Source organism: Lysobacter oculi (assembly GCF_003293695.1).
Classification (GTDB): domain Bacteria; phylum Pseudomonadota; class Gammaproteobacteria; order Xanthomonadales; family Xanthomonadaceae; genus Solilutibacter; species Solilutibacter oculi.
Genome location: NZ_CP029556.1, coordinates 387,554 through 412,078, shown reverse-complemented (window position 1 = coordinate 412,078; position 24,525 = coordinate 387,554). Strand labels below are relative to the sequence as shown.

At 68.5% G+C, this 24,525-nt stretch carries 18 protein-coding genes and 1 pseudogene; 11 read left to right on the top strand and 8 right to left on the bottom strand.

Translation table 11 applies throughout. The annotated features are described in order from the left end of the window. Positions 1 to 104 precede the first annotated feature (104 nt). The 6 genes and pseudogenes from uvrA to DCD74_RS01915 form a co-directional block, all read left to right on the top strand. Positions 105 to 2,960: pseudogene (gene uvrA / locus DCD74_RS01940) on the top strand (excinuclease ABC subunit UvrA); the annotation flags it as partial. A gap of 20 nt (positions 2,961 to 2,980) precedes the next feature. Continuing rightward, complete coding sequence (locus DCD74_RS01935) at positions 2,981 to 3,403, top strand: acyl-CoA thioesterase (RefSeq protein WP_112925835.1); 423 nt, start codon at positions 2,981 to 2,983, stop codon at positions 3,401 to 3,403. A gap of 109 nt (positions 3,404 to 3,512) precedes the next feature. Continuing rightward, positions 3,513 to 5,729, top strand: coding sequence for a M1 family metallopeptidase (locus DCD74_RS01930; RefSeq protein ID WP_112925834.1), 2,217 nt, complete (start codon positions 3,513 to 3,515; stop codon positions 5,727 to 5,729). A 2-nt stretch (positions 5,730 to 5,731) separates the two neighbouring features. Then, entirely contained in the window at positions 5,732 to 6,712 is a 981-nt protein-coding gene (locus tag DCD74_RS01925; protein ID WP_112925833.1) for a hypothetical protein, read from the top strand. A 22-nt stretch (positions 6,713 to 6,734) separates the two neighbouring features. Further along, entirely contained in the window at positions 6,735 to 8,546 is a 1,812-nt protein-coding gene (locus DCD74_RS01920) for a DUF885 domain-containing protein (RefSeq protein WP_112925832.1), read from the top strand. Positions 8,547 to 8,578: 32 nt separating this feature from the next. Then, a complete protein-coding gene (locus DCD74_RS01915) occupies positions 8,579 to 9,118 on the top strand; it encodes a response regulator (RefSeq protein WP_112925831.1) in 540 nt (179 codons plus the stop codon). 6 nt (positions 9,119 to 9,124) lie between these two features. Here DCD74_RS01915 and DCD74_RS01910 read toward each other — a convergent pair whose 3' ends face one another. From DCD74_RS01910 to DCD74_RS01890, 5 genes are all read right to left on the bottom strand, one after another. Beyond that, positions 9,125 to 10,354 carry an HD-GYP domain-containing protein gene (locus tag DCD74_RS01910; RefSeq protein WP_112925830.1) on the bottom strand — a complete coding sequence of 410 codons (1,230 nt, stop codon included), beginning with the start codon at positions 10,352 to 10,354 and terminating at the stop codon, positions 9,125 to 9,127. Between the two features lie 7 nt (positions 10,355 to 10,361). Beyond that, the gene (locus DCD74_RS01905) at positions 10,362 to 11,999 is read right to left on the bottom strand and encodes a serine hydrolase (protein ID WP_174887952.1); all 1,638 of its coding nucleotides are present in this window, start codon (positions 11,997 to 11,999) and stop codon (positions 10,362 to 10,364) included. 30 nt (positions 12,000 to 12,029) lie between these two features. Further along, entirely contained in the window at positions 12,030 to 14,444 is a 2,415-nt protein-coding gene (locus DCD74_RS01900; RefSeq protein WP_112925828.1) for a putative bifunctional diguanylate cyclase/phosphodiesterase, read from the bottom strand. Positions 14,445 to 14,516: 72 nt separating this feature from the next. Further along, a complete protein-coding gene (gene hutU, locus DCD74_RS01895) occupies positions 14,517 to 16,187 on the bottom strand; it encodes a urocanate hydratase (protein ID WP_112925827.1) in 1,671 nt (556 codons plus the stop codon). 91 nt (positions 16,188 to 16,278) lie between these two features. Further along, complete coding sequence (locus tag DCD74_RS01890; RefSeq protein WP_112925826.1) at positions 16,279 to 16,611, bottom strand: hypothetical protein; 333 nt, start codon at positions 16,609 to 16,611, stop codon at positions 16,279 to 16,281. Between the two features lie 127 nt (positions 16,612 to 16,738). Between DCD74_RS01890 and DCD74_RS01885 the strand changes: the two genes are divergently transcribed. The 3 genes from DCD74_RS01885 to DCD74_RS01875 all read left to right on the top strand — a co-directional run bounded on the left by DCD74_RS01885 (position 16,739) and on the right by DCD74_RS01875 (position 20,109). Then, positions 16,739 to 17,971, top strand: a complete 1,233-nt coding sequence (locus tag DCD74_RS01885; protein ID WP_112925825.1) for an alkaline phosphatase family protein — start codon at positions 16,739 to 16,741, stop codon at positions 17,969 to 17,971. Between the two features lie 183 nt (positions 17,972 to 18,154). After that, positions 18,155 to 19,618, top strand: coding sequence for a DNA-3-methyladenine glycosylase 2 (locus DCD74_RS01880; protein ID WP_237049636.1), 1,464 nt, complete (start codon positions 18,155 to 18,157; stop codon positions 19,616 to 19,618). A 2-nt stretch (positions 19,619 to 19,620) separates the two neighbouring features. Next, the gene (locus tag DCD74_RS01875) at positions 19,621 to 20,109 is read left to right on the top strand and encodes a methylated-DNA--[protein]-cysteine S-methyltransferase (RefSeq protein ID WP_162616026.1); all 489 of its coding nucleotides are present in this window, start codon (positions 19,621 to 19,623) and stop codon (positions 20,107 to 20,109) included. 6 nt (positions 20,110 to 20,115) lie between these two features. Here the strand turns inward: DCD74_RS01875 and DCD74_RS01870 are convergent, their stop codons facing one another. Then, positions 20,116 to 21,345, bottom strand: coding sequence for a formimidoylglutamate deiminase (locus DCD74_RS01870; protein ID WP_112927615.1), 1,230 nt, complete (start codon positions 21,343 to 21,345; stop codon positions 20,116 to 20,118). Between the two features lie 35 nt (positions 21,346 to 21,380). Here DCD74_RS01870 and hutI point away from each other — a divergent pair, with 35 nt between their 5' ends. Together hutI and DCD74_RS01860 are read left to right on the top strand one after the other, a co-directional pair. Further along, positions 21,381 to 22,613 carry an imidazolonepropionase gene (gene hutI, locus DCD74_RS01865; RefSeq protein ID WP_112925822.1) on the top strand — a complete coding sequence of 411 codons (1,233 nt, stop codon included), beginning with the start codon at positions 21,381 to 21,383 and terminating at the stop codon, positions 22,611 to 22,613. Next, on the top strand, positions 22,601 to 23,794 hold the full coding sequence (locus DCD74_RS01860) for a dipeptidase (protein WP_112925821.1): 1,194 nt from the start codon (positions 22,601 to 22,603) through the stop codon (positions 23,792 to 23,794). Before hutI ends, DCD74_RS01860 begins: the two co-directional genes overlap by 13 nt. A 62-nt stretch (positions 23,795 to 23,856) precedes the next feature. On the opposite strand, the gene DCD74_RS01855 is transcribed toward DCD74_RS01860, so the two are convergent. After that, positions 23,857 to 24,033, bottom strand: a complete 177-nt coding sequence (locus DCD74_RS01855; RefSeq protein WP_112925820.1) for a 30S ribosomal protein THX — start codon at positions 24,031 to 24,033, stop codon at positions 23,857 to 23,859. Between the two features lie 70 nt (positions 24,034 to 24,103). Then, on the bottom strand, positions 24,104 to 24,520 hold the full coding sequence (locus tag DCD74_RS01850) for a MerC domain-containing protein (protein WP_112925819.1): 417 nt from the start codon (positions 24,518 to 24,520) through the stop codon (positions 24,104 to 24,106). Positions 24,521 to 24,525: the final 5 nt, after the last annotated feature.

Below are 24,525 nucleotides of genomic sequence, written 5' to 3'. Positions count from 1 at the left end.
GCGCTTCGGCGCCCCGTTTCCTTTGCGGCGCACGGTTGCGATGGGGCCGCCGCGCCCCCACTTCCCCCTACACTGGACGACTGGCCCAAGGATCCCGCCCCCGCATGGCGCTCGACACCATCCGCATCCGTGGCGCACGGACGCACAACCTCAAGAATTTCGATCTCGACCTGCCGCGCGACAAGCTGATCGTGATCACCGGGCTGTCGGGTTCCGGCAAGTCCTCGCTCGCCTTCGACACGATCTATGCCGAAGGCCAGCGCCGCTACGTGGAGTCGCTCTCGGCCTACGCGCGGCAGTTCCTGTCGGTGATGGAAAAGCCCGATGTCGACCACATCGAAGGCCTGTCGCCGGCGATTTCCATCGAACAGAAATCGACATCGCACAACCCGCGTTCGACCGTGGGCACGATCACCGAGGTCTACGACTACCTGCGCCTGCTGTACGCGCGCGTGGGCATTCCGCGCTGCCCGGACCACCACTTCCCGCTGGAAGCGCAGACGGTCAGCCAGATGGTCGACCAGGTGCTGGCGCTCGGCAACGACGCGAAAACCGCCGAGCAGCGCTGGATGCTGCTGGCGCCGGTGATCCGCGAGCGCAAGGGCGAGCATGCGCAGGTGTTCGAACAGCTGCGTGCGCAGGGTTATGTGCGCGTGCGGGTGGATGGCGTGCTGCACGAGATCGACGCGGTGCCGCCGCTGGGTCTGCGCCAGAAGCACACCATCGAAGCCGTGATCGACCGCTTCAAGGTACGCGATGACATCAAGCAGCGCCTCGCCGAATCCTTCGAGACCGCGCTGAAGCTGGGCGAAGGCATGGCGATCGTGCAGTCCATCGACGACGCCGAAGCCGCGCCGCTGCTGTTCTCATCCAAATACTCCTGCCCGGTCTGCGATTACGCGCTGCCGGAGCTGGAGCCGCGCCTGTTCTCGTTCAACTCACCGGTCGGTGCCTGCGAGACCTGCGACGGCCTGGGCGTGGCGCAGTTCTTCGACCCCGCGCGCGTGGTCGTGCATCCGGAGTTGTCGCTGGCATCCGGCGCGGTGCGCGGCTGGGACCGCCGCAACACCTACTACTTCCAGATGCTGCAGTCGCTGGCCAAGCACTATGGCTTCAAGGTGGATACCGCCTGGCACGCGCTGCCGGACGATGTGCAGGAAGCGGTGCTGCAGGGCAGCGGGCGCGAAAGCATCGCCTTCACCTACGTCAACGATGCGGGCAGCCGCTCGACGCGCAGGCATCCCTTCGAAGGCATCATCCCCAACCTGGAACGCCGCTACCGCGACACCGAATCCTCGGCGGTGCGCGAGGAGCTGTCGAAGTACATCAGCGAGCGCCCCTGCCCCGACTGCGGCGGTGCGCGCCTGAACCGCGCCGCCCGCAACGTCTTCGTGGCCGACCGGCCGATCTACCAGATCAGCCAGCAACCCATCGACCAGGCGCTGGCGTTCTTCGCCGGCATGGACCTGCCGGGCTGGCGCGGCGAGATCGCGGCCAAGATCGTCAAGGAGATCGCCGAGCGGCTGGGCTTCCTGGTGGATGTCGGCCTCGACTACCTGACGCTGGAGCGCAAGGCCGACACGCTTTCCGGTGGCGAAGCGCAGCGCATCCGGCTGGCTTCGCAGATCGGCGCCGGCCTGGTGGGCGTGATGTACGTGCTGGACGAGCCGTCCATCGGCCTGCACCAGCGCGACAACGAGCGCCTGCTCGGGACACTGACGCGCCTGCGCGACCTCGGCAACACGGTGATCGTGGTCGAGCATGACGAGGACGCGATCCGCTTGGCCGACCACGTGGTGGACATCGGCCCCGGTGCCGGCGTGCATGGTGGCGAAGTCATCGCCCAGGGCAGCGTGGACGATGTGATGAAGGCGCCGCGTTCGCTGACCGGCGATTACCTGTCGGGCCGCAGGGAAATCGAGCTGCCGAAGAAGCGTCACGCGCCGAACAAAAAGTTCATGCTCAAGCTCAAGGGCGCGCGCGGCAACAACCTGCAGAACGTGGATCTGGAGATTCCCGCCGGGCTGATGACGGCGATCACCGGCGTGTCGGGTTCCGGCAAGTCCACGCTGATCAACGACACGCTGTACGCGCTGGCCGCCAACGAGATCAACGGCGCCTCGCATACGCCGGCGGCCCATCGGGACATCACCGGGCTCGACCTGTTCGACAAGGTGGTGGACATCGACCAGTCGCCGATCGGGCGCACGCCGCGTTCCAACCCGGCGACCTACACCGGCCTGTTCACGCCCTTGCGCGAGCTGTACGCGCAGGTGCCGGAATCGCGCGCACGCGGCTACGCGCCGGGACGTTTCAGTTTCAACGTGCGCGGCGGCCGCTGCGAGGCCTGCCAGGGCGACGGCCTGATCAAGGTGGAGATGCACTTCCTGCCCGACGTCTACGTGCCCTGCGACGTCTGCGCCGGCAAGCGCTACAACCGCGAGACGCTGGAAATCCTCTACAAGGGTCACAGCATCCACGATGTGCTGGAGATGACGGTCGAGGACGCGGCCAAGCTGTTCGAGAACGTGCCCGCGATCAGCCGCAAGCTGGATACGTTGATCGATGTCGGCCTGTCGTACATCAAGCTGGGCCAGTCGGCGACGACGCTCTCGGGCGGCGAGGCGCAGCGCGTCAAGCTGTCGAAGGAGCTCTCGCGCCGCGACACCGGACGCACGCTCTACATCCTCGACGAGCCGACCACCGGCCTGCACTTCGCCGACATCGAGCACCTGCTCTCGGTGCTGCACCGCCTGCGCGACGACGGCAATACCGTGGTCGTCATCGAACACAACCTGGACGTCATCAAGACCGCCGACTGGGTGGTGGACCTGGGCCCGGAAGGCGGCCATCGCGGCGGCCAGATCATCGCGCAGGGCACGCCGGAGGATGTCGCGGGGATGCCGCAGTCGCACACCGGCCGCTTCCTCGCCAAATTGCTCGACGACCAGGCCAGCCGCGCCAAAAAGAAGAAGAAGTCATGACCGACACCGCCGCCGAAGCCTTCCGTTTCCGCATCGCCCCGCGCTGGGGCGATCTGGACGCGATGAACCACGTCAACAACGCCACCTACCTGCGTTATCTGGAAGAGTCGCGCATCCAGTGGCTGACCGCGCTGGACACGCCGTGGTTCGACGACGACCACGCGCCGGTGCTGGCCTCGGCCACGGTCAACTACCGGATGCCGATCGAATACCCGTCGCAGGTGGATGTGGAACTGTTCGCCACCCGCATCGGCAGCAGCAGCCTGACCATCGGCCATCGCATCGTGGATGCCGGCAACGGCACCCTGCACAGCGACGGCCAGGTGGTCGTGGTCTGGGTGGACCGCCGCAGCGGCAAGCCGGTACCGCTGCCGGAGGGCATCCGCGCCGCCGCCGGGCGCATCGCCCAGCCCGCCTGACGTAGCCCGCCTGACGTAACCCGCACGGGCCGCCCGCCCGTGCCGTCGGTCATGTTGTCCGGGCGGCGGAGATGCCTCAGGCTGGCCGTTTCCGCATGGATTCGCGCCGATGTCGCCCCGCTTCCTTTCCGGTCTCCTGCTCGCGGCCTGCCTGATTCCCCTGGCGATGTCGGCGAAACCGCCGGCCCCGCCCGCCGCGAAGCCCACCGCCCCCGTCGCGCCCCCCGTCGCTGACAGCCGCTGCGCCCCCATCCCCTTCGCCGCGGCCGATGCCGCCGCAGTCAGCGTGCCCAGCGCGGCGAATGCCTGGGGCGGGCCGCGCACCGGCCACGAGCCCACGCTGTCCGAGCGCATCGCCAGCTACCGCATCCAGGCCACGCTGGACCCGGACAAACACACCATCGGCGGCCGCCAGCAGCTGACGTGGAAAAACCGCAGCGGCCAGCCGGTCTGCGCGGTCTATCTGCATCTCTATCTCAACGGCTTCGAGTCCAGCGGCAGCACCTTCATGTCGGAGCAGCGCACGCGCGGCTTCCAGTTCCGTTCCGACGTGGAAACCAAGGATGGCGACTGGGGCTACATCCGGCTCAATCGCGTGGTGCAGGGCGGGCAGGCGGTGAAGTGGGCCTTCGTGCAGCCCGATGGCGGCCCGGCCACCGACCGCACCGTGGTCCGGCTGGACCTGCCGACGCCGGTCGCCGCCGGTGGCACCACCACGCTCGACATCGACTTCTTCAACCAGCTGCCGCGCGTGGTCGCACGCACCGGTTATTTCGGCAGCTTCCATCTGGTCGCGCAGTGGTTCCCCAAGATCGGCGTGCTGGAACTGCCGGGCGAACGCGGGGCCACCGCGCCGCGCTGGAACGTGCACGAATTCCACCTGCACAGCGAGTTCTACGCCGACTTCGGCGAGTACGACGTCAGCCTGACCGTACCCTCCGACTACGTGGTCGGCGCCACCGGCGAACTCACCGGCACGCCGGTCAAGAGCAACGGCAAGACCACCTACCGCTACCTGCAGGGCGACGTGCATGACTTCGCCTGGACCGCCGACAAGCGCAGCGCCAAGCCGCTCGAAACCACCTGGACCCACCCCGGCGGCGAGCCGGTCAAGGTGCGCGTGCTGTTCCCGCCGGAATACGCCGACAACGCGCCGGTGGTGATGAAGGCGACGCTGGATTCGCTGACCTATTTCTCCGACACGCTCGGCCGCTACCCGTACCGCACGGTGACCGCGGTGATCCCGCCGTACAACGCGGGCGAAGCCGGCGGCATGGAGTACCCGACCTTCTTCACCGCCGACAGCGTGCTGGATTTCAAGCCCGGCGGCATCGAGCAGTACCTGCTCGACTTCGTGACCATCCACGAGTTCGGCCACGGCTACTTCTACGGCATCCTCGCCAGCAACGAGTTCGAGGAACCGATGCTCGACGAAGGCGTGAACCAGTACTGGAACGGCCGGATGCTGGTCGACCGCCGCCAGCGCATCGTGCCGCTGCCGGGCCGGATGACCCGCATGGCACCGAAGGCCAGCATCGACGCCCTCATGGCCGACCGCCTGACCGCCCGGCTGGACTATCCCGCCGACCCGCTCGGCAACAACAGCTGGGACCGCCGCTCCAGCGGCAGCTACAACACGGTGTACTCGCGCACCTCGACCATGCTGGCCGGCATCGAGAAACAGGTCGGCCGCGAGGCGATGGCGCGGGCGATGAAGCTCTATTACGAACGCTGGAAGTTCCGCCATCCCTCCATCGCCGATTTCCGCGAGGCGCTGGCCGAAGGCACCGGCCGCCGCGACATCATCGAGCGCGAGTTCGCGATGGCGGTGTACGGCACGCAGGTGGTGGATGACGCCATCGACGCCTTCAGCAGCGACGAGGAACTGCCGAAGCTCGGCTACAACGACGAGCAGGGCAAGCCCGTCGGCACCGAAGCGCGCGGCAAGGTGATCAGCCAGGCGCGCGAGGCGTGGAAGAAGGCGCATCCCGATGCGAAAAACGGCACCGGCCCCTACCCGTTCCGCACCCGCGTGGTGGTCAAGCGCCAGGGCGCGGACGTGCCGCAGACGCTGAAGGTCACCTTCGATGACGGCAGCAGCGAGACCGTGCGCTTCGCCGGCCGGCAGCGCTGGTTCCGCTGGGACTGGGTGCGCCCGTCGAAGGCGGTGAAGGTGGAACTCGACCCCGCCGGCCAGTACACGATGGACCGCTCGCTGACCGACAACGTCCGCGCACTTGAATCGAATACCGATGCCGGCGATTTCTACGGCAGCCGCGCCTTGGCGTGGATGCAGGTCGCGCTGGCCTGGCTGATGGGGGCATGAGCATGACGAAGACGAATCCCGCTTCCCGCACCGGCCTGCTGGCTGCGCTGCCCGGTGGCTTCCGCGCCGGCCTCCGCCACTGGCGCGTGATCGTGCTCGGCTGGCTGGCCGGGCTGCTGACGGCGACGCTGGCCGCGCTGCCGGTCTTCGCGCTGTTCAACCGCGCGCTGGGCGAACACCCGGATGCATCGGGCATCGTGCGCGGCAGCGACATCGCGCCCTTGGCCGATGCGCTGATGACCCTGCCGGACGGCGGCCTGACCGCCGCGCTGGCGCCGCTCAGCGAAGGCATCAGCTCGGCGGTCATCGTCAGCCTGCTGCTGGCGCCGTGGCTGGCCGGCATGCTGGTCGCCAGCCTGCGCGAAGGCCGCGTGCTGCGTTTCGGTGAGCTGTGGGCCGGCGGCTGGCGCGAATACGGCCGCCAGTTCCGCCTGCTGCTGGTGTCGCTGATCCCGTGGATCGGCGTGGGCCTGGTAGCCGCCATCGCCAGCTTCTGGGCACGCCATGGCGATGACACGCGCATCCTGCAATCGGTCGGCGAGCAGCGCCAGCAGATCGCGATGTGGCTGATGCTGGCGGCCGGCTTCCTGACCTGGACCAGCATCGAGTCCGCCCGCGCCGCCTTCGCCGCCGACACCACCCTGCGCTCGGCCTTCCACGCCTGGCTGCGCGGCCTGAAGTTGATGGCGCGCCGCCCGCTCGCGGTCCTGCTGGTCATGTTGGTGACCACGGCGCTCGGGTTGGCCGTCGCCATGGCGCTGCAGCGGCCGGCCATCAACCCGCGGATCGCCACCGGGCTGGTCCTGGGGCTGGCCCAGCTGACGGTCGTGGTGCTGTGGTGGACGCGCATCGCCCGCCTGCATGCGCTGGCCGCGATCAGCCCGGCCCCGACGCCCGCACCGGCCATCGACGCGCCACTACCGGCCGCACCCGTGGCCGCACCGGCATCGAACATCGCGCCGCCGCTTCCCTCATCCTATTGATCCGCGCCTGACCGGAGTTCCCATGCGTCCATCCCTGCTCGCCCTCGCCCTCGCCACCTCGCTGGTCACCGCCTGCGCCCACGCGCCCGCCGAAGCACCGGCCCCGGTTCCCGCCGGCAGCACCGAAACCCCGGCCACCACGCCGGACGCCGCCTTCGCCACGCTGTCCAAGCAGTGGCTGGACGGAATGCTGGCGCTGTCGCCGGTCTCGGCCACCTCCATCGGCGACCACCGTTTCGATGGCGAGCTGGATGACCTGTCGCCGGCCGGCATGGCGAAGGGCGCGGCGTTCTCGCGCGACATGCTGGCGCGGCTCGATGCCATCGACATCGCCGCGCTCGGCCGCGAAAACCAGGTCGATGCGCTGATCCTGCGCAACCAGCTGCAGGCCGACATCTGGTACACCGAGACGCTGCAGAGCTGGGCCTGGGATCCGCAGGTCTACAACGGCGTGGCCGGTGGCGCGATCTACGGGCTGATGGCGCGCGAGTTCGCGCCGATGCCCGAGCGCCTGAAGTCCGCCACCCTGCGCATGGAGAAGCTGCCCGCGCTCTACGCACAGATGCGCGCCAACCTGGACCCCGCGCGCGTGCCGCGGATCCACGCCGAAACCGTGTCCAAGCAGAACGGCGGCGTGCTGGCGCTGATCGACCAGTTCATCACGCCCAATGCCGGCCAGCTCAAGGGCGCCGACCGCCAGCGGCTGGATGCGGCCATCGCCGGCGTGCGCGCCGCCGTTGCCGAGAACCAGCAGTGGCTGGACAAGACGCTGGTGCCGAACGCCAAGGGCGACTTCCGCCTGGGTGCCGCGCTGTACGACCAGAAGCTGAAGTTCTCGCTCAACTCGGCGCTGTCGCGCGGCGAGATCAAGCAGCGTGCGGAAGCCGAACTCAAGCGCGCGCGTGGCGAGATGTACGGCATCGCGCGGCAGGTATTGAAGGGCAAGCGCGGCGCCCCGGCGCTGCCGGCCTCGCCCACACCGGCGCAGCAGCAGAAGGCCATCGAGGCGGCGCTTGAACTCGCCTACGCCGAACGCCCCGCGCGCGACCAGGTGGTGCCCTTCGCCAAGCAGACGCTGGCCATGGCCACCGACTTCGTCCGCAAGCACGACCTCGTCACCGTGCCCGCCGATCCGGTCAAGGTGATCCTGATGCCGGAATTCCAGCGCGGCGTCGCGGTCGCCTACTGCGATTCGCCCGGCCCGCTCGACAAGGGCCTGGACACCTACTACGCCATCTCGCCGATCCCCGACGACTGGTCCGCGCAGCAGACCGAATCGTTCCTGCGCGAATACAACGACCGCATGATCCACCTGCTGTCGATCCACGAGGCGATGCCCGGCCACTACCTGGAAGGCGCGCACTCCGCGCAGTTCCCCTCCACCCTGCGCGCGGTGCTGCGCTCCGGCATGTTCGCCGAAGGCTGGGCGGTCTATACCGAAAAAATGATGGCCGACGCCGGCTACCTCGACAACGACCCGCTGTTCCGGCTGGTCCAGCTCAAGTTCTACCTGCGCACCATCGGCAACGCGATCCTCGACCAGGGCGTGCATGTCGATGGCTGGAGCCGCGCGCAGGCGATGGACTTCATGACCCGCCAGACCTTCCAGCAGGAGCGCGAGGCCGCCGGCAAATGGGTCCGCGCCCAGCTCACCTCGGCGCAGCTGCCCACCTACTTCGTCGGCGTGCAGGAGCATTTCGACACCCGCCGCGCGGCGGAAGCGAAGGAAGGCGCCGCCTTCGACCAGAAGCGCTACCACGACCGCGTGCTGTCCTACGGCGCGCCGCCGGTCCGCTTCGTCCGCCAGCTGATGTTGGACGAGCCGATCCGCTGATACATTGACACCAAGTTCCGGGGGGATCCCACATGTCGTTGTTCGAAAAGCTGCGCGGTTGGCGCACTCCGGCCCGGCCCGAAAGCGGGTCGGTGGATGGCAGCTGGGCCGGCGGCGAACGTCGCGGCAAGGCCCGCGTCAACGCGCGTGCCGGTACCCGCGTGCTGGTGGTGGATGACTCGGCGACCATCGTCGCGCTGCTGCGCAAGATGCTGCGGCAGAACGGCTACGAGGTGATCGAGGCGGTGGATGTCGCCAGCGCATTGGCACGGGTCGCGGAAAACGAACCGGAGCTGATCTTCCTCGATATCGTCCTGCCCGATGGCGACGGCTTCCAGGTGCTGCGCGGCCTGCGCCGCCAGCCCGCCACCCGCGACGTGCCGGTGATCATGATGAGCGGCAACGCGCAGGCCACCGAGCAGTTCTACGTGCAGCGCATCGGCGCCGACGATTTCATGAAGAAGCCGTTCTCGCGCGCCGAAGTGTTCTCGCGCATCGAGGCGTTGCTGGATGCGGAGCGCCGCCCGCGTCGTGCCGGCCAGCGCATCGGCATCCCCGAAGAACTGGCCTGAGCCAACTCAGATCGGCAGGGTGGCCGGGTCCAGCCCGTAGCTGCCCGGCGGCAGGCTGCGGACGATGTGCACCTCGGCCAGCGCCGGGTGCGCTTCCACATCCACCAGATTGACCGGGATGAAGTGCGCGCGCAGCTGCTTGCCGGCATTGGTGAGCATCATCACCCGCGGGCGCAGGCGCTGTTCGCGGTTCTGCGCCATCACCAGCCCCACTTCGCCGGTATTGAGTTCGACCAGGGTGCCGACCGGATACACGCCCAGGCAGCGGACGAACTGTTCGACCAGGTCGGCATCACGCAGGGAATCGCGCTGCTTGACCAGCTGCTGCAACGCGTCGGCGCGGCTGAAGGCCTGCCGGTACGGGCGCTGGCTGGTCATCGCGTCGAAGGTGTCGATGAGCCCGGCGATCCGGCCCATCAGCGGGATGAAATCCCCCGCCTTGCCTTCGGGATAGCCGCTGCCGTCGCTGTGCTCGTGGTGGTTCAGCACCATCTCCAGCACCTGCGGGTCGTCCACGCCGCTTTCCTTCAGGCGCTCGACGCCCTCGGTGACGTGGCGCTCCACGAAGGCGCGGCCCATGCGGTCCAGCGGGCCCTGGTGGTTGATGATTTCCGGCGGCACCGCGCCCATGCCGATGTCCAGCAGCAAGGCGCCGGTCGCCAGCGACTTGACGTCGTCCTCGCCCAAGCCGAGATGGCGCCCGAAGGCCGCCGCCAGCGCGCAGCAGTTCACCGCGTGGGTGTAGGTGTAGTGGTGGCGGCTGCGCAGGGACTCCAGCCAGAAATAGGCATCGGGGTTGCGCACCAGGCTGCGCACGATCGGCTCGACCACCTGGTCGATCTCGACCTGGCTGACCGCACCGCCGTCGCGGAGCTTGTTGAGCAGCGTTTCGGCGCGCACCGACAGGCTGTCGAGCAGGTCGCCGGCACGCACGACCTCTTCCTCGAAACTGCTCGGCGCGTCATCGATGCGCGTGCTGGCCTGGCGCGTGGCCGTGGTGGCGGAAGCCGGGCGCGGCGACAGCGTGCGCAGCTGCTTGATCGACGCGTCGTGGCTCTTCTCCAGATCCACCCAGACGGTGCGCGCGTAACGGGCGATTTCCTCGATGTCGTCGGCGGAGCGCACCATCACGCCCTGCAGCGGGAACGGCGTGTCGTTCCAGTCGCGGTCGAGCCGGCAGACGTACATGCCGATCCGCAGGTCGGCGACGTTGAGGGGATGTTCGAGCAGTTCCATGCCGGCCTCAGTGCCCCGCCTGCGCGCTAGCGGCGGGCTTGACCGGCTTGAGCCGCAGGTCCTGGAAATCGAAGCTGAAATCGGTGAGCGGCGAGATCGCCTGCATCCGCATTTCGCTGATCTGGCCGTCGGCGTCGAGCGCGAAGGTGACGAAGGCATCGGCATTCATCGCGCGGTCGTTCCAGCGCACGATGAAGCTGTCGTGCTGCCAGTGCTCCATGCGGCCGGCCAGCTCGCGGGTGCGCGAAAACTGCATCGCCAACCCCTTGCCCGACTGCGTCACCCGCACGTCGCCGTACCACGGGTCGCGATAGGTGCCGGCGTATTTGGCCAGCGGCAGCGAAGGGGTCGATGTCGCATCGCGGGCGGCCAGGTGCTGCTTCCAGCTGTCGTCGGATTTGGCACCGGCCTTGGCGACGGACTTGGCATAGGCGTCGACCCAGTCGTAGTCCGCCTCGCCCAGCATCATGTCCAGCGCCGACCAGGTGACGGCGTTGAAGGCGGCGCCGACTTCCTGGTTGGTCAACACCACGACGCCGATGCCCTTGTCCGGCACCAGGGTCAGGCGCGAAACCATGCCCGGCCAGCCGCCGGTATGCCAGGCCAGCCGCTGGCCGCGATAGTCGGAAAGGATCCAGCCCTGCCCGTAGCCGAGGAAATTGGGCGTGGCGCGCGCCAGCTCCGGCACCGAGGGCTCGGCGATCGGCATCGGCGTCAGCACCGTCCACATCTCGCGCTGGCGCTTTTCCGGAAACAGCACGCGGTCGCTGCCGGGAATGCGGCCGTGCGCCAGCTGCAGGTTCATCCACTTCGCCATGTCGTGCGCGCTGCTGTAGAGCCCGCCGGCGCCGGACACGTTGCGCCAGGTAAGCGTGCCGACCGGCTTGAGGTCCTTGAAGTCGAACTTGGCATGGCCGGTCGCGGCGTTGTCGCCGGGCTTCAGGTCATCGGCGTTGTAGCGCGTTTCGTCCATGCCGAGCGGGGTGAACACCCGCGTCTGCAGGAACTGTTTGAAGGGCATGCCGCTCGCCTCTTCGACCACCAGCTGGGCCACGCCGAACAGGATGTTGTCGTAGGCGTACTGCCCGCGGAACTGGCCGGTCAGCGGCACGTCCTTCAGGCGCTCGGCCACTTCGCGCGTACTGTAGTCGGTGGTGGGCCAGTACAGCAGGTCGCCGGCGCCGAGCGAGAGCCCGCTGCGGTGCGCCAGCAGGTCGCGGATGCGCATGTCGTGGGTGACGTAGGGATCGGACATGCGGAACCACGGCAGGTGGTCGATGACGCGATCGTTCATGTCCAGCTTGCCGTCCTCGGCCAGCATCTGCAGCGCCGCGGCGGTGAACGCCTTGGTGTTGCTGGCGATGGCGAACATGGTGTGCGCATCGACCTTGTCCGGCTTGCCGACCTCGCGCAGCCCGTAGCCGCGTTCCAGCACGATGCGCCCGTCCTTGACGATGGCCACCGCGATGCCCGGTACGTCGAACTGCCTGCGCACGGCTTCCACCCGCGCATCGAAGGCGGCGATGTCGGGCGTGGCGGCTTGCCCGGCAGGCATCGCGGCCGGCGCCTGGGCGTGTACGACAAAGGGAACACAGCCCAGCACGGACGCGAGCAACAAGCCGGCAAGGCGGCGGTCAGGGGACATGCACACTCCGGGGGAAGAGGTCCTGAAAGTTTAACGCGCGCCCGCGAACGACGCCCCCTTGGACGATTGGACGCTGGCGAGATAGTCGGCCAGGGGTTCCGGCAGGTGCAGCCCGAACCCCTGCATGTAATCGGCACCGAGCGCGCACATGCGCGGCGCGTCTTCGCGGCGCTCCACCCACTCCAGCACGGTGCGTTTGCCGAGCACATGGCTCATCTGGCAGATGGAACGGATCAGCACTTCGCTGGTGGCGTCGCGGTCGATGTCGCGGACGAAGCTGCCATCCAGCTTGACGATGTCCACCGGCAGCACGCGCAGGTGCGCCAGCGAGGAATGCCCGGTCCCGAAGTCGTCCAGCGCCATCCGGCAGCCGCGCTGGCGGACCATGTCCATGAAGGCGGTCGCCTGCGCCAGGTTGGCCATCACCCCGGTTTCGGTGATTTCCAGGCAGAGCATCTGGGCCAGGCCGGGCTCGCCGTCCAGCAGGTGGCGCACGAACAGACCGAACTCCGGTTCGCCCACCGAACTGGCGGAGATGTTGACGAACAGCAGCAGCGGCGGCCCGCCGGCCTTGCGGTGCGCGCGGATGGCCTCGGTGGCGAGCAGCAGCACCTGGCGGTCGATGTCGACGTTCAGGCCGTACATCTCGGCGACCGGCATGAAGTCCGCCGGCATGAACTCCACGCCCTCGCTGTCGCGCATGCGCAGCAGCAGTTCGGCCTGCTCGCTGCGGCCACCCGGGTGGCAGGGCACGATGCGTTGCGCGTGCATCTCCAGCCGGCCGTGGGCGATCGCCGCGCGGATCTCGCGCACGCATTCCGCCGCACTGCGACCGCCGCTTTCGGCCACGTCGTCGCGGGTGAGCAGGCGCACGCGGTTGCGCCCGGCCTGCTTGGCACGCTCGCAGACGGTGTCGGCGGCGGCCAGCACTTCGCTGGCATTGGCATGGCGGCGGTCCACTGCGACGACACCGATCGACGCGGTCGGCGTCATCGTGCTGTCGGAGAGTTCCTTGTCGGGGCGCGAAATGGCTTCGGCGATGCGCGCCGCGAACTCCATCGCCTGCCCGGACTCCATGCCCGGCAGCACCAGCACGAACTGGTCGCCACCGAGCCGCCCCACTTCGCCGGCATCGCCCACCGCTTCGTGCAGCCGGTGCGCGATGACCTGCAGGATGCGATCGCCGACCCGCTGGCCGGCGCTGTGGTTGATGTGGCCGAAGCGGTCCAGGTCGATCAGGCAGACCGACAGGTCGGCGATGCGGCCTTCGCGCAGGTCGCGCAATGCGGCATCGATGCGCAGCTTGAGTTCGCCGCGGTTGAGCAGGCCGGTCAGGTGGTCGAAACGCGCGCGCTGCGACAGCTCGGCGCGCATGGCATGGGCCTCGGTGACATCCTCGATCATCGCGAAGTGGGTGCCGTGGCGCCCCAAGGCGTGATCGGCATCGACCTCGCTGATGCTCGCCCGCACGATCTGGTGGCGGCCGCTGGCGGATTCCAGCATGTAGGTGTCGCCTTCCACGCCACCGCCGACCGACACCCCGCGCTCCAGCTGGTCCATGAAACGCGCCTGCTCGCCATCGACGATGAAATCCTGCAGGCGCCGCTGCCGGCATTCGTCCACGCCCAGCCCGAGCAGGCGGCTGGCCGCGGAGTTGGCGTGCTGGATGGCGCCCTTGGCGTCGAGCTGGAGCATGCCGACGTTGGCCTGCTCGAAGGACGCGCGCAGCCAGCCCTCGCTGCTGCGGATGCGCCCGACCACCTTGCTCAGGATCACCCCGAACAGCAGGGTCAGCGCCCCGAGCAGCAGCACGGTGGAGGCGATCAGCACCACCCGCAGCGTGCGCAGGCCGCTCACCAGCATGTTGGAGAAATCCCACGTATAGCCGTCGATGCGCGTGCGGATATGCGCGATCTCCTTGCGGTAGGCGGCGGCACGCACGGGCGTGAGCCGGCCGGCCTTGTTGTCGGCTTCCATCGCGGTGCCGATGGCGGCCAGCCGGTCGATGTCGGGGTCCACCTTCAACCAGATGGCGATGGAGTCGCGCAGATACGGCCAGCGGCCCATGTTGAAGTAGAGCCAGGCCATGCCGTCGATGTCGGCTTCGTTCATCCCCATTTCGAGCAGGCCGGCGCGTACCGTCTTCATGTCCACCGGGTCGCGCTCGGCGGCGATGCGGGCGTTGCGCGCGGCCATGGGCACCTGCATCGACTCCCGCGCGCGGTCCATGAAATGCGGGTCACGGTTGACCGCGTAGATCTCCAGCGCGTCGATCATGGTGGTCTGCGCATGCACCCAGCGGTGATTCGCCAGCAGCCAGGCCTGCACATTGGTCTGCAGCATCAGCGCGCCGAGCATCAGCCCGACCAGCAGCAGCCCGGCCGCGACCAGCGCGGCGATCTGCAGGGTCAGGACCCGATCCTTGTTGGCGCCGCGAATCGCCACGTCATCCCCTGAGAGGTAGCACCCTTCCGCCCGTGACCACGATCACGGTACGGCACGAAAGCGTGCGGGGGATCACGCCATGGGCAATCTTAACCCCTGTTCGCGGGCACATTCGCGGGCGATGTCATATCCGGCATCGGCATGGCGCATCACCCCGGTCGCCGGGTCGTTCCAGAGCACCCGGGCGATGCGGGGGTCGGCGTCCTCGCTGCCATCGCAGACGATGACCACGCCGGAGTGCTGGGAGAAGCCCATGCCCACCCCGCCGCCGTGGTGCAGGCTGACCCAGGTCGCGCCGCCGGCCACGTTGAGCATGGCGTTGAGCAGCGGCCAGTCGGAGACCGCATCCGACCCGTCCTGCATCGACTCGGTCTCGCGGTTGGGCGAGGCCACGCTGCCGGAATCCAGATGGTCGCGGCCGATCACCACCGGCGCCTTCAGCTCGCCGTTGCGGACCATTTCGTTGAAAGCCAGGCCCAGTTTGTGGCGCAGGCCCAGCCCGACCCAGCAGATGCGCGCCGGCAGGCCCTGGAAGCTGATGCGCTCACGGGCCATGTCCAGCCAGCGGTGCAGGTGGGCGTCGTCCGGGATCAGTTCCTTGACCTTGGCATCGGTCTTGTAGATGTCTTCCGGGTCGCCCGACAGCGCCACCCAGCGGAATGGGCCGATGCCACGGCAGAACAGCGGGCGCACGTAGGCCGGCACGAATCCGGGGAAATCGAAGGCGTTCGCGCAGCCGACATCAAACGCCATCTGGCGGATGTTGTTGCCGTAGTCGACGGTCGGGATGCCCTGCGCGTGGAAGGCCAGCATCGCCTCCACATGGGTGCGCATCGACTGTTTGGCGGCGTCGCGGACCTTGTCGGGGTCGGCCTTCTGTTCGGCTTCCCATTGCTCGACGGTCCAGCCGATGGGCAGATAGCCGTGCACCGGATCGTGCGCGGAAGTCTGGTCGGTCACGCAATCCGGGCGTACGCCGCGCTTCACCAGTTCGGGCAGGATGTCGGCGGCGTTGCCGAGCAGCGCGATCGACTTGGCCTCGCCAGCGGCGGTGTACTTGGCGATGCGGGCCAGCGCGTCGTCGAGGTCGGACGCCTGCTCATCGACATATTTCGTGCGCAGGCGGAAGTCGATGCTGGACTGCCGGCATTCGATGTTGAGGCTGCTCATGCCCGCCAGCGACGCCGCCAGCGGCTGCGCGCCGCCCATTCCGCCCAGGCCGGCGGTCAGCAGCCACTTGCCGGTGAGGTCACCGCCGTAATGCTGGCGCCCCATCTCCACGAAGGTCTCGTAGGTGCCCTGCACGATGCCCTGCGAGCCGATGTAGATCCAACTGCCGGCGGTCATCTGGCCGTACATCATCAGACCCTTGCGGTCGAGTTCGTTGAAGTGCTCCCAGGTCGCCCAATGCGGCACCAGGTTGGAATTGGCGATGAGCACGCGCGGCGCGTCCGCATGCGTTGGGAACACGCCGACCGGCTTGCCCGACTGGACCAGCAGGGTCTCGTCGTCGCCGAGGATCTTGAGCGTGTCGAGGATTTTGTCGTAGCAGTCCCAGTCACGCGCCGCACGGCCGATGCCGCCGTACACCACCAGGTCCTCGGGCTTCTCCGCCACTTCCGCATCCAGATTGTTCTGCAGCATGCGGAACGGGGCTTCGGTCAGCCAGCTGCGGCAGTTGAGCTGGTTGCCGCGCGGGGCGCGGATGCTGCGGGAAGGATCGTGGCGGTTGTTCTGCGACATCGGTGCGGGCTCGCGTTTGGCAAGCCCGCATTATCGCAGCTTGGATCGGACCGCCCTGCGCCCGCGTGTGGTGCGGGACGGCGCGAAGCTGTCAGTGGACGGCCGGGTCCAGCATCCGCAGCGCGGTGCCGAGGTCGGTCACGCCGGTGCGTTCGATGTCCTCGCGGCTCCAGCTGCGGCCGGCGACCGGCGCGCAACGCGGCTTGACCGGCTTGCCGCGCGCATGGGTTTCATCGCGCTGGTTGCGGCTGGCGGTGATGATCGAACCGGTATGGCGCAGGCAACGGAAATCGTCCGGCTGCGTGCCTGCCTTGTCGGTCGATGTGGCGGCCTGACCGGGCACCGGCGCCGGGTCGGTCGGCGCTTCCTGCGCGTACGTCGCGGAGGCGAAGAACAGGGCCGAAGCCATCAGCAGAAGTTTCATCGCGGGTCTCCCGGTCGGGCGTTCCACACTACGCCGCCGGCAGCGCTGCGGCCAGCCACGCGGCACGGAGGTTCATCCGCGATTCCGGCCCGGCCGTCGCGTCATCCGCCCTGACTACAATGCGGCCATGACCCGCCGAAGCCTCCTCCTTACCGCCCTCGTCCTGTCGATTCTGCTGGCCGGCTGCGCCAGTACGCCCGTGCCGGCGCCCGCACGCGTGCCGCTGCTGCTGGTCTCCATCGACGGTCTGCGCCCGACCGACATCACCGATGCGGCCATGCCCACGCTGTCGCGCCTCGGCCGCGAGGGCGCGCGCGCGGAGGGCATGCGTCCGCCCTATCCGTCGCTCACCTTCCCCAACCACTACACCCTGGTCACCGGCCTGCGCCCGGACCGCCACGGCATCACCCACAACAGCATGTGGGACCGCGAGCTGGGCGAGTTCCGCTTGTCCAAGCGCGACGCGGTTGGCGATGGCCGCTGGTGGGGCGGCGAACCGGTGTGGATCGGCGCCGGAAAAGCCGGTCTGCGCACCGCCACGCTGTTCTGGCCGGGCAGCGAGGCGGAAATCGACGGCATCCGCCCGCAGCGCTGGACGCCGTATGATGAAGCCGTGCCCGCCGCCGCCCGCGCCGACACCGTCGCCGGCTGGCTGCTGGAACCGGCATCGACCCGGCCCGACTTCGCCACCGTGTATTTCGACCGCGTGGACAAGGCCTCGCACGAACACGGCCCGGCCTCGCCCGAAGCCGACGCCGCCCGCCGCGACACCGACGCCGCCCTCGGCCGGCTGGTCGATGCGCTCAAGGCACGCGGCGAACTGCACCGCATCAACATCGTCATCGTCTCCGACCACGGTTTCGCCGAGGTGCCGGCCGGCCACGCCATCGCGGTCGAGGACATGGTCCCGGTCGAGGAAGCCCGCGCCGATTCGATCGGCCAGGTGGTGACCTTCACCCCGAAGCCCGGCTTCGAAACCCGCGCCGAAGCGCGGCTGCTCGGCCGCCATGACCATTACCAGTGCTGGCGCAGGGGCGAACTGCCCGCCCGCTGGCATTACGGCGCCAACCCGCGCGTGCCGCCGATCGTCTGCCAGATGGATATCGGCTGGGATGCCTTGCCGCGCGACCAGGTGGAGAAGCGCCGCACGCAGGGCGACCGCGGCTCGCACGGCTTCGACCCCGCGCTGCCGGCGATGCGCGCCAGCTTCATCGCGCATGGCCCGGCGTTCCGCGCCGGCAGCCGGTTGCCGGTGTTCGACAACGTGGATGTCTATCCCTTGTTGATGCGGCTTCTGCACGTGCCCGCCGCACCAAACGATGGCAATGCCCGCACCTTCGACGGCGTGATGGACCACTGAAACCGCGCCGCGCAGTGATGTCCGAAAATGGCGAGTATGCTGGCGCTGCGATGGCCAGACTGGCCGCATCCCGCATCGGACACCCGCCATGTGTCGCCTCCACGCCCCGCCCGCCCATGACTTCGCGCCACTGTTCGCGGGGCATGACGATGCCGGCTCCGTCCACGGCTCCCGCGCCTGACCGTGCTTCCCGGACTCGCCAACTGCGAACAGGCGCGCCTCTCGCGTGATGCACGCTTCGACGGCCTGTTCTTCACCGCGGTGAAAACCACCGGCATCTACTGCCGCCCGGTCTGCCCGGCACCGGCGCCGAAATCCGCAAATGTCGAATATTTCGCCAACGCCGCAAGCGCCGAAGCCGCAGGCTACCGGCCCTGCCTGCGTTGCCGGCCCGAGCTTTCGCCCGCCGATGGCCGCTGGCGTCGCGGCGATGACGTGGTCGCGCGCGCCTCGCGGCTGATCGAAGACGGCTGGCTGGATGAAGCGACCGTGCCCACGTTGGCCGAACGCCTGCATGTCGGCGACCGCCACCTGCGTCGTCTGTTCGTCGATGCCCTCGGCACCACGCCGCAGCAGGTGCAGGCCACGCGTCGGCTGCTGTTCACCAAGCAGTTGCTGACTGAAACCGCGCTGCCCGTGACCGATATCGCGCTGGCCGCCGGCTTCCGCAGCCTGCGCCGCTTCAGCGACGCCTTCCTCGCCGCGTATGGTCTGGCACCGACGCGCCTGCGCAAATCGGTGGACAACGCGGGCACGCCCGGCCCGCTGGTCTTGAAGCTCGCATACCGGCCGCCGTTCGATTTCCGCGCGACACTCGACTTCCTGCGCACGCGCGCCTTGCCCGGCATCGAACACGTGGGCGATGCCGACTACGCACGCACGCTGGATGCTTCCGGCGGCTGTTTGCATCTCGCCGAATGGGGGAAGGATGAAGCCGCGTTGCGACTCTCGCTGCACGGCGCACGTGCCGCGGCGTTGCCCGGCATCGTGCGACGCGTGCGGCGGATGTTCGACCTCGATGCCGATCCGCAGGCGATCCACGACCACCTGCGCGCGGACCCATCGCTCGCGCCGATGCTCACGGGCCACCCCGGCCTGCGACTGCCCGGCGGCTGGGACGGTTTCGAGATCGCCATCCGCGCGGTGCTGGGCCAGCAGGTCAGCGTGGCCGCGGCCACGACACTCGCTGCGCGCGTGGTGGCAAAACATGGCCGCCCGTTGGCCGCGCCCGCCAGCGCCGCGCTGCATAGCCTGTTTCCCGCGCCCGAGATGTTGGCCGAAGCCGACCTCGCCGGCATCGGCTTGACCACGCGCCGCGCCGAGACCGTGCGCGCGGTGTCGCGTGCCGTAGCGGAGAGCCACATCGGTTTCCACGGCGACCAACCGCTGGAAGATTTCATCGCCGGCTGGCGCGCCCTGCCCGGCATCGGTGACTGGACCGCGCACTACATCGCGATGCGCGCGCTCGGGCATCCCGATGCCTTCCCCGCCGGCGACCTGGTGCTGCGCAAACAGGCCGGTGGTGACTGCGCCCTCACCGAGAAAACGCTGCTGCAACGCGCGGAAGCCTGGCGGCCATGGCGCGCCTACGCCGCCCGCCATCTCTGGCACGCCGCTTCGTCATCGAACAAGGAATCTTCGCCATGAACATCGTGCACACCCACTACGACAGCCCGGTCGGCACGTTGATGCTCGCCGCCACAGATACAGGCATCCACGCCGTCGAATTCCCCGAGAACCGTCACCCCGTGAAGCGCGACGGCGACTGGCGGGAAGGCGTGCACGCGCTGCTCGATGCCGCCATGCGCCAGCTCGACGACTATTTCGCAGGCAAACGCCGCGATTTCGATCTGCCGCTCGCGCCGCGCGGCACCCCGTTCCAGTTGCAGGTGTGGCAGGCGCTCCGTTCCATTCCGTTCGGCCAGACGTGGAGCTACGCGCGGCTGGCACAGGCCATCGACAATCCGTCGGCGATGCGCGCGGTCGGTGCGGCGAATGGCCGCAACCCGATTCCGATCATCGTACCCTGCCATCGCGTGATCGGTGCCAACGGCACGCTCACCGGTTTCGGTGGCGGCCTGCCCACCAAGGAATTCCTGCTGCGGCTGGAAGGTGCGCTGCCCGCCGAGCTGCTGTGAGGTTTTTCAGCGCGCCAGCAGCGTATTGATGGCGCTGAGGTAAGCGCGCAGGGTTTCATCGCGCCGCCTGTGGCGACCATCGGCCACCACGCGCTGCCCGGCCACCGTCACCTCGCGCACCACGTTGCGGTTGCCGGCGAACAGCCAACGGTCGGCGATGTCGGCTTCGGTCGCGCCGGTCAGGGTCGCGGCCTCCGCGTCCAGCACGACCTCGTCGCGCACATCGAAACCGGTCGAATCCGCCGCGCTCGTCCATGCACCTTGCAACAAGGTGTCGCCGACGCTCGGCATCGTGATCGAACTGGCGATGTTGCGACGCTGCGTGACCAGCCGTTGCCCGTATTCCAGCCAGCGCAGTTCTTCCACCGGCGACACGCTGATGTGCGAATCCGAACCGATGCCCCAGCGACCGCCGGCATCCAGGTAGTCGCGCAGCGGGAACAGTCCGTCGCCGAGATTCGCCTCGGTCGTGGTGCAGATGGCGACCGTCGCTTGTGATGCGGCGACATCGCGCACCTCGCCTGCGTCCAGATGCGTCGCGTGCACCAGCGTCCAGTGCGCATCGACATTCGCGTGGTCCAGCAGCCAGCGCACCGGGCGCGCGCCGCGCAGCGCGATGCATTCCTCCACCTCCGCCACCTGTTCGGCGATGTGGATGTGGATGCGGCTGTCGGCCGGCAACGCGGCCAGCACCTCGCGCATCGCCGCCGCCGGCACCGCGCGCAGGCTGTGCAGCGCGCAGCCGATCTGCAGCGTGTCGCTCGCCGATGCACGCAAGGTGTCGAGCAGGCGCAGATAGCCATCGATGTCGTGCCCGAAGCGGCGCTGGCGCTCGGACAGCGCACGGCCGTCGAAACCGCCGGTCATGTACAGCACCGGCAGCAAGGTCAATCGGATGCCTGTGTCGCGCGCGGCTTCGATCAACGCATTCGACATCGCCGCGGCATCGGGATGCGGCGTGCCATCGGCGCGGTGATGCAGGTAGTGGAATTCGCACACCGTGGTGTAGCCGGCTTCCAGCATCTCCACGTAGAGCTGCGCGGCGACATCGCGCAGCAGCTCGGGCGTGAAGCGCGCGGCCATCGCGTACATGGTTTCGCGCCAGGTCCAGAACGAATCATTGGGGTCGCCCTGGCGTTCGGCCATGCCGGCCATCGCGCGCTGGAAGGCATGCGAATGCAGGTTGGCGATGCCGGGAAGCTGCCAGCCCGCGTCGGTATGTGGGATTGCGTGCATGCCGCCATTCTGGCGCAAAGCCATAGAATGCGGGCATGACGGATGAACGCAGCGGACTGATCCTCGGCGCCACCCTGGCGACCCTCGATGGCGACACCGGCTACGCGCTGGTCGAAGACGCCGCCCTCGCCTGGCGCGAAGGCGTGATCACCTACGCCGGCCCGCGCACGGGATTGCCGGCGGAATTCGCGGGCGGCGGCATCGAGATCGATGGCCTGGTGACGCCCGGGCTGGTCGATTGCCACACGCACGTGGTGTTCGCCGGCGACCGCGCGCATGAATTCGAGATGCGGCTGGAAGGCGCGACCTACGAAGAGATCGCACGCGCCGGTGGCGGCATCGCCTCCAGCGTCAAGGCGGTGCGCGCCGCCAGCGAAGACGCGCTGTTCGCCGAATCATTGCCGCGCGTGCAAGCGCTGATCGCCGATGGCGTGACCACGCTGGAGATCAAATCCGGCTACGGGCTGGACCTCGACAACGAACGCAAGATGCTGCGGGTCGCGCGACGCATCGGCGAACACTGCGGCGTCACCGTTCGCACGACCTACCTCGCGGCACACGCATTGCCGCCGGAATACGCAGGCCGCGCCGATGACTACATCGATGCCGTCATCCAATGGCTGCCGAAGTTGCACGCGGAAGGATTGGTCGATGCGGTTGACGCGTTCTGCGAAGGCATCGGCTTTTCGCCCGCGCAGACGCGTCTCGTGTTCGAAGCGGCACGTGCGCTCGGCCTGCCGGTCAAGCTGCACGCCGACCAGTTGAGCGATCTCAATGGCGCCGCACTCGCGGCGGAATTCGGCGGACTGTCGGCCGACCACATCGAATACACCAACGCGCGCGGCGTGATCGCGATGCGCGATGCCGGCACCGTCGCGGTGCTGTTGCCCGGCGCCTTCCACGTGTTGCGCGAAACCAAGTTTCCGCCACTCGATGCCCTGCGCGAAGCCGGCGTGCCGATGGCCGTCGCCACCGACTGCAATCCCGGCACCTCGCCGCTGCTCTCGCTGCGACAAGCCATGCAACTGGCCTGCACGCATTTCAAACTCACGCCGGAAGAAGCCCTGCGCGGCGCCACCACGCATGGCGCGCGTGCGCTCGGACTGCATGCGGATCGCGGCGTGCTGCGCGCGGGCATGCGCGCCGACTTCGTTCACTGGTCGGTGCCGCGACCGGCCGCACTCTGCTACTGGCTGGGCGGGCGGCTCGCGCGTTCGGTCTATGCTGGCGGCCACTGCATCCACCGGGAACCGCCATGCGCCGATTGAGCCTCGCTGCCGCTCTTTTCCTGTGTGTCGGTATCGCGCAGGCACAGGCCACCGACGCTTCGCGCAAACTGGCGCAGAGCGCCGTGATCGTCGATACCCATATCGACGCCCCCGGCGAATTGATGGATGCCTGGCGCGACCTCGCCACCGATACCGACCGCGAGTTCGACTGGCCGAAGGCACGGGCCGGCGGTCTGGATATCGCCTTCATGTCGGTCTACACCTCACCCAAGCAGGACGCCGACGGCAGCGCCTTCCACATCGCCAACCAGCAGATCGATGCGGTGATGGCGCTGGCCGCACGTGCGCCCGAAAAGTTCGCGGTGCTGACATCGCCGCGCGACATCAAGCGTCTGTCCAAGCCCGGCCGCGTCCTGCTGCCGATGGGCATGGAGAACGGCGCGCCGATCGGCGACGACCTCAAGCGCCTCGCGTTTTTCCATGCGCGTGGCGTGCGCTACATCACCCTCGCGCACAGCGCCGCCAACCGCATCGCCGACTCCTCCTACGGCGTCGAGCGCAAGTGGAACGGGCTGTCGCCGTTCGGCCGCGAGGTGGTGGCCGAGATGAACCGCCTCGGCATCATGGTCGATGTCTCGCACCTGTCGGATGCCTCGGCGCTGGAAGCGATCCGCCTCAGCCGCGTGCCGGTCGTCGCCACGCATTCCGGCATGCGCCACTTCACGCCCGGCTTCGAGCGCAACGCCAGCGATGAAGTGGCGAAGGCCATCGCGGCGAAGGATGGCGTGGTGCAGATCACCTTCGGCACCGGCTTCGTCAACCCGAAAGCCGCCGCCGACATGCAGGAAAAATTCCGCGAATCCGCTGCATTGCAGGCCCGCAACGCCGCCGCCCGCGCGGCCGGCCAACCTACGCAGGACGAAGCCGCCTGGAGCAAGGCCTGGGACGCCGCACACGCGGTGCCGCCGACCGGCATCGATGCGGTCGTCGCGCAGATCGTCTACGCGGTGAAGCTGATCGGCGCCGACCACGTCGGCATCGGCTCGGATTTCGATGGCGTCGGCGGCGCCCTGCCCGATGGCCTGCGCACCGTCGCCGACTATCCCAACCTGATCGCCGCCCTGCAGGAAGCGGGCCTGTCCGATGCCGACATCCGCAAAGTCATGGGCGCCAACCTGCTGCGCGTCTGGACCGCCGTCGAAGCCGGCGCGAAACCCTGACCCAAACGAAAAACCCCGCCGGAAGGCGGGGTTTCTGCTGAGGCGGTGTCGCTGGCTGCGGGTCAGGCGGCCTTGGCGGCCTTCTTCGCCACCACCTTCTTGGTCGCGGTCTTGGTGGCCTTCTTCGCCACCGGCGCGGCAGCGGTGCCGGCCGACTTGATCACGGCCTTGGCACGGGCATTGCCGTAGCTGCAGTTGTAACGCTTGCCCTTGGCGGTCTTGCGGTCGCCCTTGCCCATGGTGATGCTCCTGATCGGTCTGTGGCCGCGGGAAACCACGGCATACGGGGAAACGTCCAGTCTAGCAGACTCAAGCGCGTTCCGGCCCGGCGCGGTGGGTGAGCCGCATGTTGGTCAGGTGGGCCGCCGCCAGCAGCAGGCCACCGGCCACCATCAGCCCGGCATGCAACCAGGCGTGCGTGTCCCCGGCATGGGAGTGGAACGGCCCGAAGGTGGCGAACCAGAGCAGGCCCAGCGCCGGCAGCAACAGGCCCCAGGCGTGGTAGGCGCGATGACGGCGCCAGCCCAATGTCAGCGTGGTGGCGGCCAGCAAGGTGGCGAAGACCACGATGGCCTGGTCGATGTCGATCCAGCCGCCCGCCCCCAGCCCCAGCGTCGGCAGGAAAGCCAGCACCAGCGGCATCGCGGCGCAGTGGATCGCGCACAGCATCGAGGCCGCGAAACCCACGCGGTCGGCGTGCTGCAGGCGGGGAGCCGGGGTGGGCATGACTT

What these genes read in the sequence shown, in the direction of transcription:
- DCD74_RS01920 (WP_112925832.1), top strand. Translation starts at nt 6,735, where the DNA reads ATGCGTCCATCCCTGCTCGCCCTCGCCCTCGCCACCTCGCTGGTCACC.
- DCD74_RS01925 (WP_112925833.1), top strand. Translation starts at nt 5,732, where the DNA reads ATGACGAAGACGAATCCCGCTTCCCGCACCGGCCTGCTGGCTGCGCTG.
- DCD74_RS01855 (WP_112925820.1), bottom strand. Translation starts at nt 24,033, where the DNA reads ATGGGCAAGGGCGACCGCAAGACCGCCAAGGGCAAGCGTTACAACTGC.
- hutI (WP_112925822.1), top strand. Translation starts at nt 21,381, where the DNA reads ATGACGGATGAACGCAGCGGACTGATCCTCGGCGCCACCCTGGCGACC.
- DCD74_RS01890 (WP_112925826.1), bottom strand. Translation starts at nt 16,611, where the DNA reads ATGAAACTTCTGCTGATGGCTTCGGCCCTGTTCTTCGCCTCCGCGACG.
- DCD74_RS01870 (WP_112927615.1), bottom strand. Translation starts at nt 21,345, where the DNA reads ATGCACGCAATCCCACATACCGACGCGGGCTGGCAGCTTCCCGGCATC.
- DCD74_RS01850 (WP_112925819.1), bottom strand. Translation starts at nt 24,520, where the DNA reads ATGCCCACCCCGGCTCCCCGCCTGCAGCACGCCGACCGCGTGGGTTTC.
- DCD74_RS01860 (WP_112925821.1), top strand. Translation starts at nt 22,601, where the DNA reads ATGCGCCGATTGAGCCTCGCTGCCGCTCTTTTCCTGTGTGTCGGTATC.
- DCD74_RS01910 (WP_112925830.1), bottom strand. Translation starts at nt 10,354, where the DNA reads ATGGAACTGCTCGAACATCCCCTCAACGTCGCCGACCTGCGGATCGGC.
- DCD74_RS01905 (WP_174887952.1), bottom strand. Translation starts at nt 11,999, where the DNA reads ATGTCCCCTGACCGCCGCCTTGCCGGCTTGTTGCTCGCGTCCGTGCTG.
- hutU (WP_112925827.1), bottom strand. Translation starts at nt 16,187, where the DNA reads ATGTCGCAGAACAACCGCCACGATCCTTCCCGCAGCATCCGCGCCCCG.
- DCD74_RS01885 (WP_112925825.1), top strand. Translation starts at nt 16,739, where the DNA reads ATGACCCGCCGAAGCCTCCTCCTTACCGCCCTCGTCCTGTCGATTCTG.
- DCD74_RS01915 (WP_112925831.1), top strand. Translation starts at nt 8,579, where the DNA reads ATGTCGTTGTTCGAAAAGCTGCGCGGTTGGCGCACTCCGGCCCGGCCC.
- DCD74_RS01935 (WP_112925835.1), top strand. Translation starts at nt 2,981, where the DNA reads ATGACCGACACCGCCGCCGAAGCCTTCCGTTTCCGCATCGCCCCGCGC.
- DCD74_RS01930 (WP_112925834.1), top strand. Translation starts at nt 3,513, where the DNA reads ATGTCGCCCCGCTTCCTTTCCGGTCTCCTGCTCGCGGCCTGCCTGATT.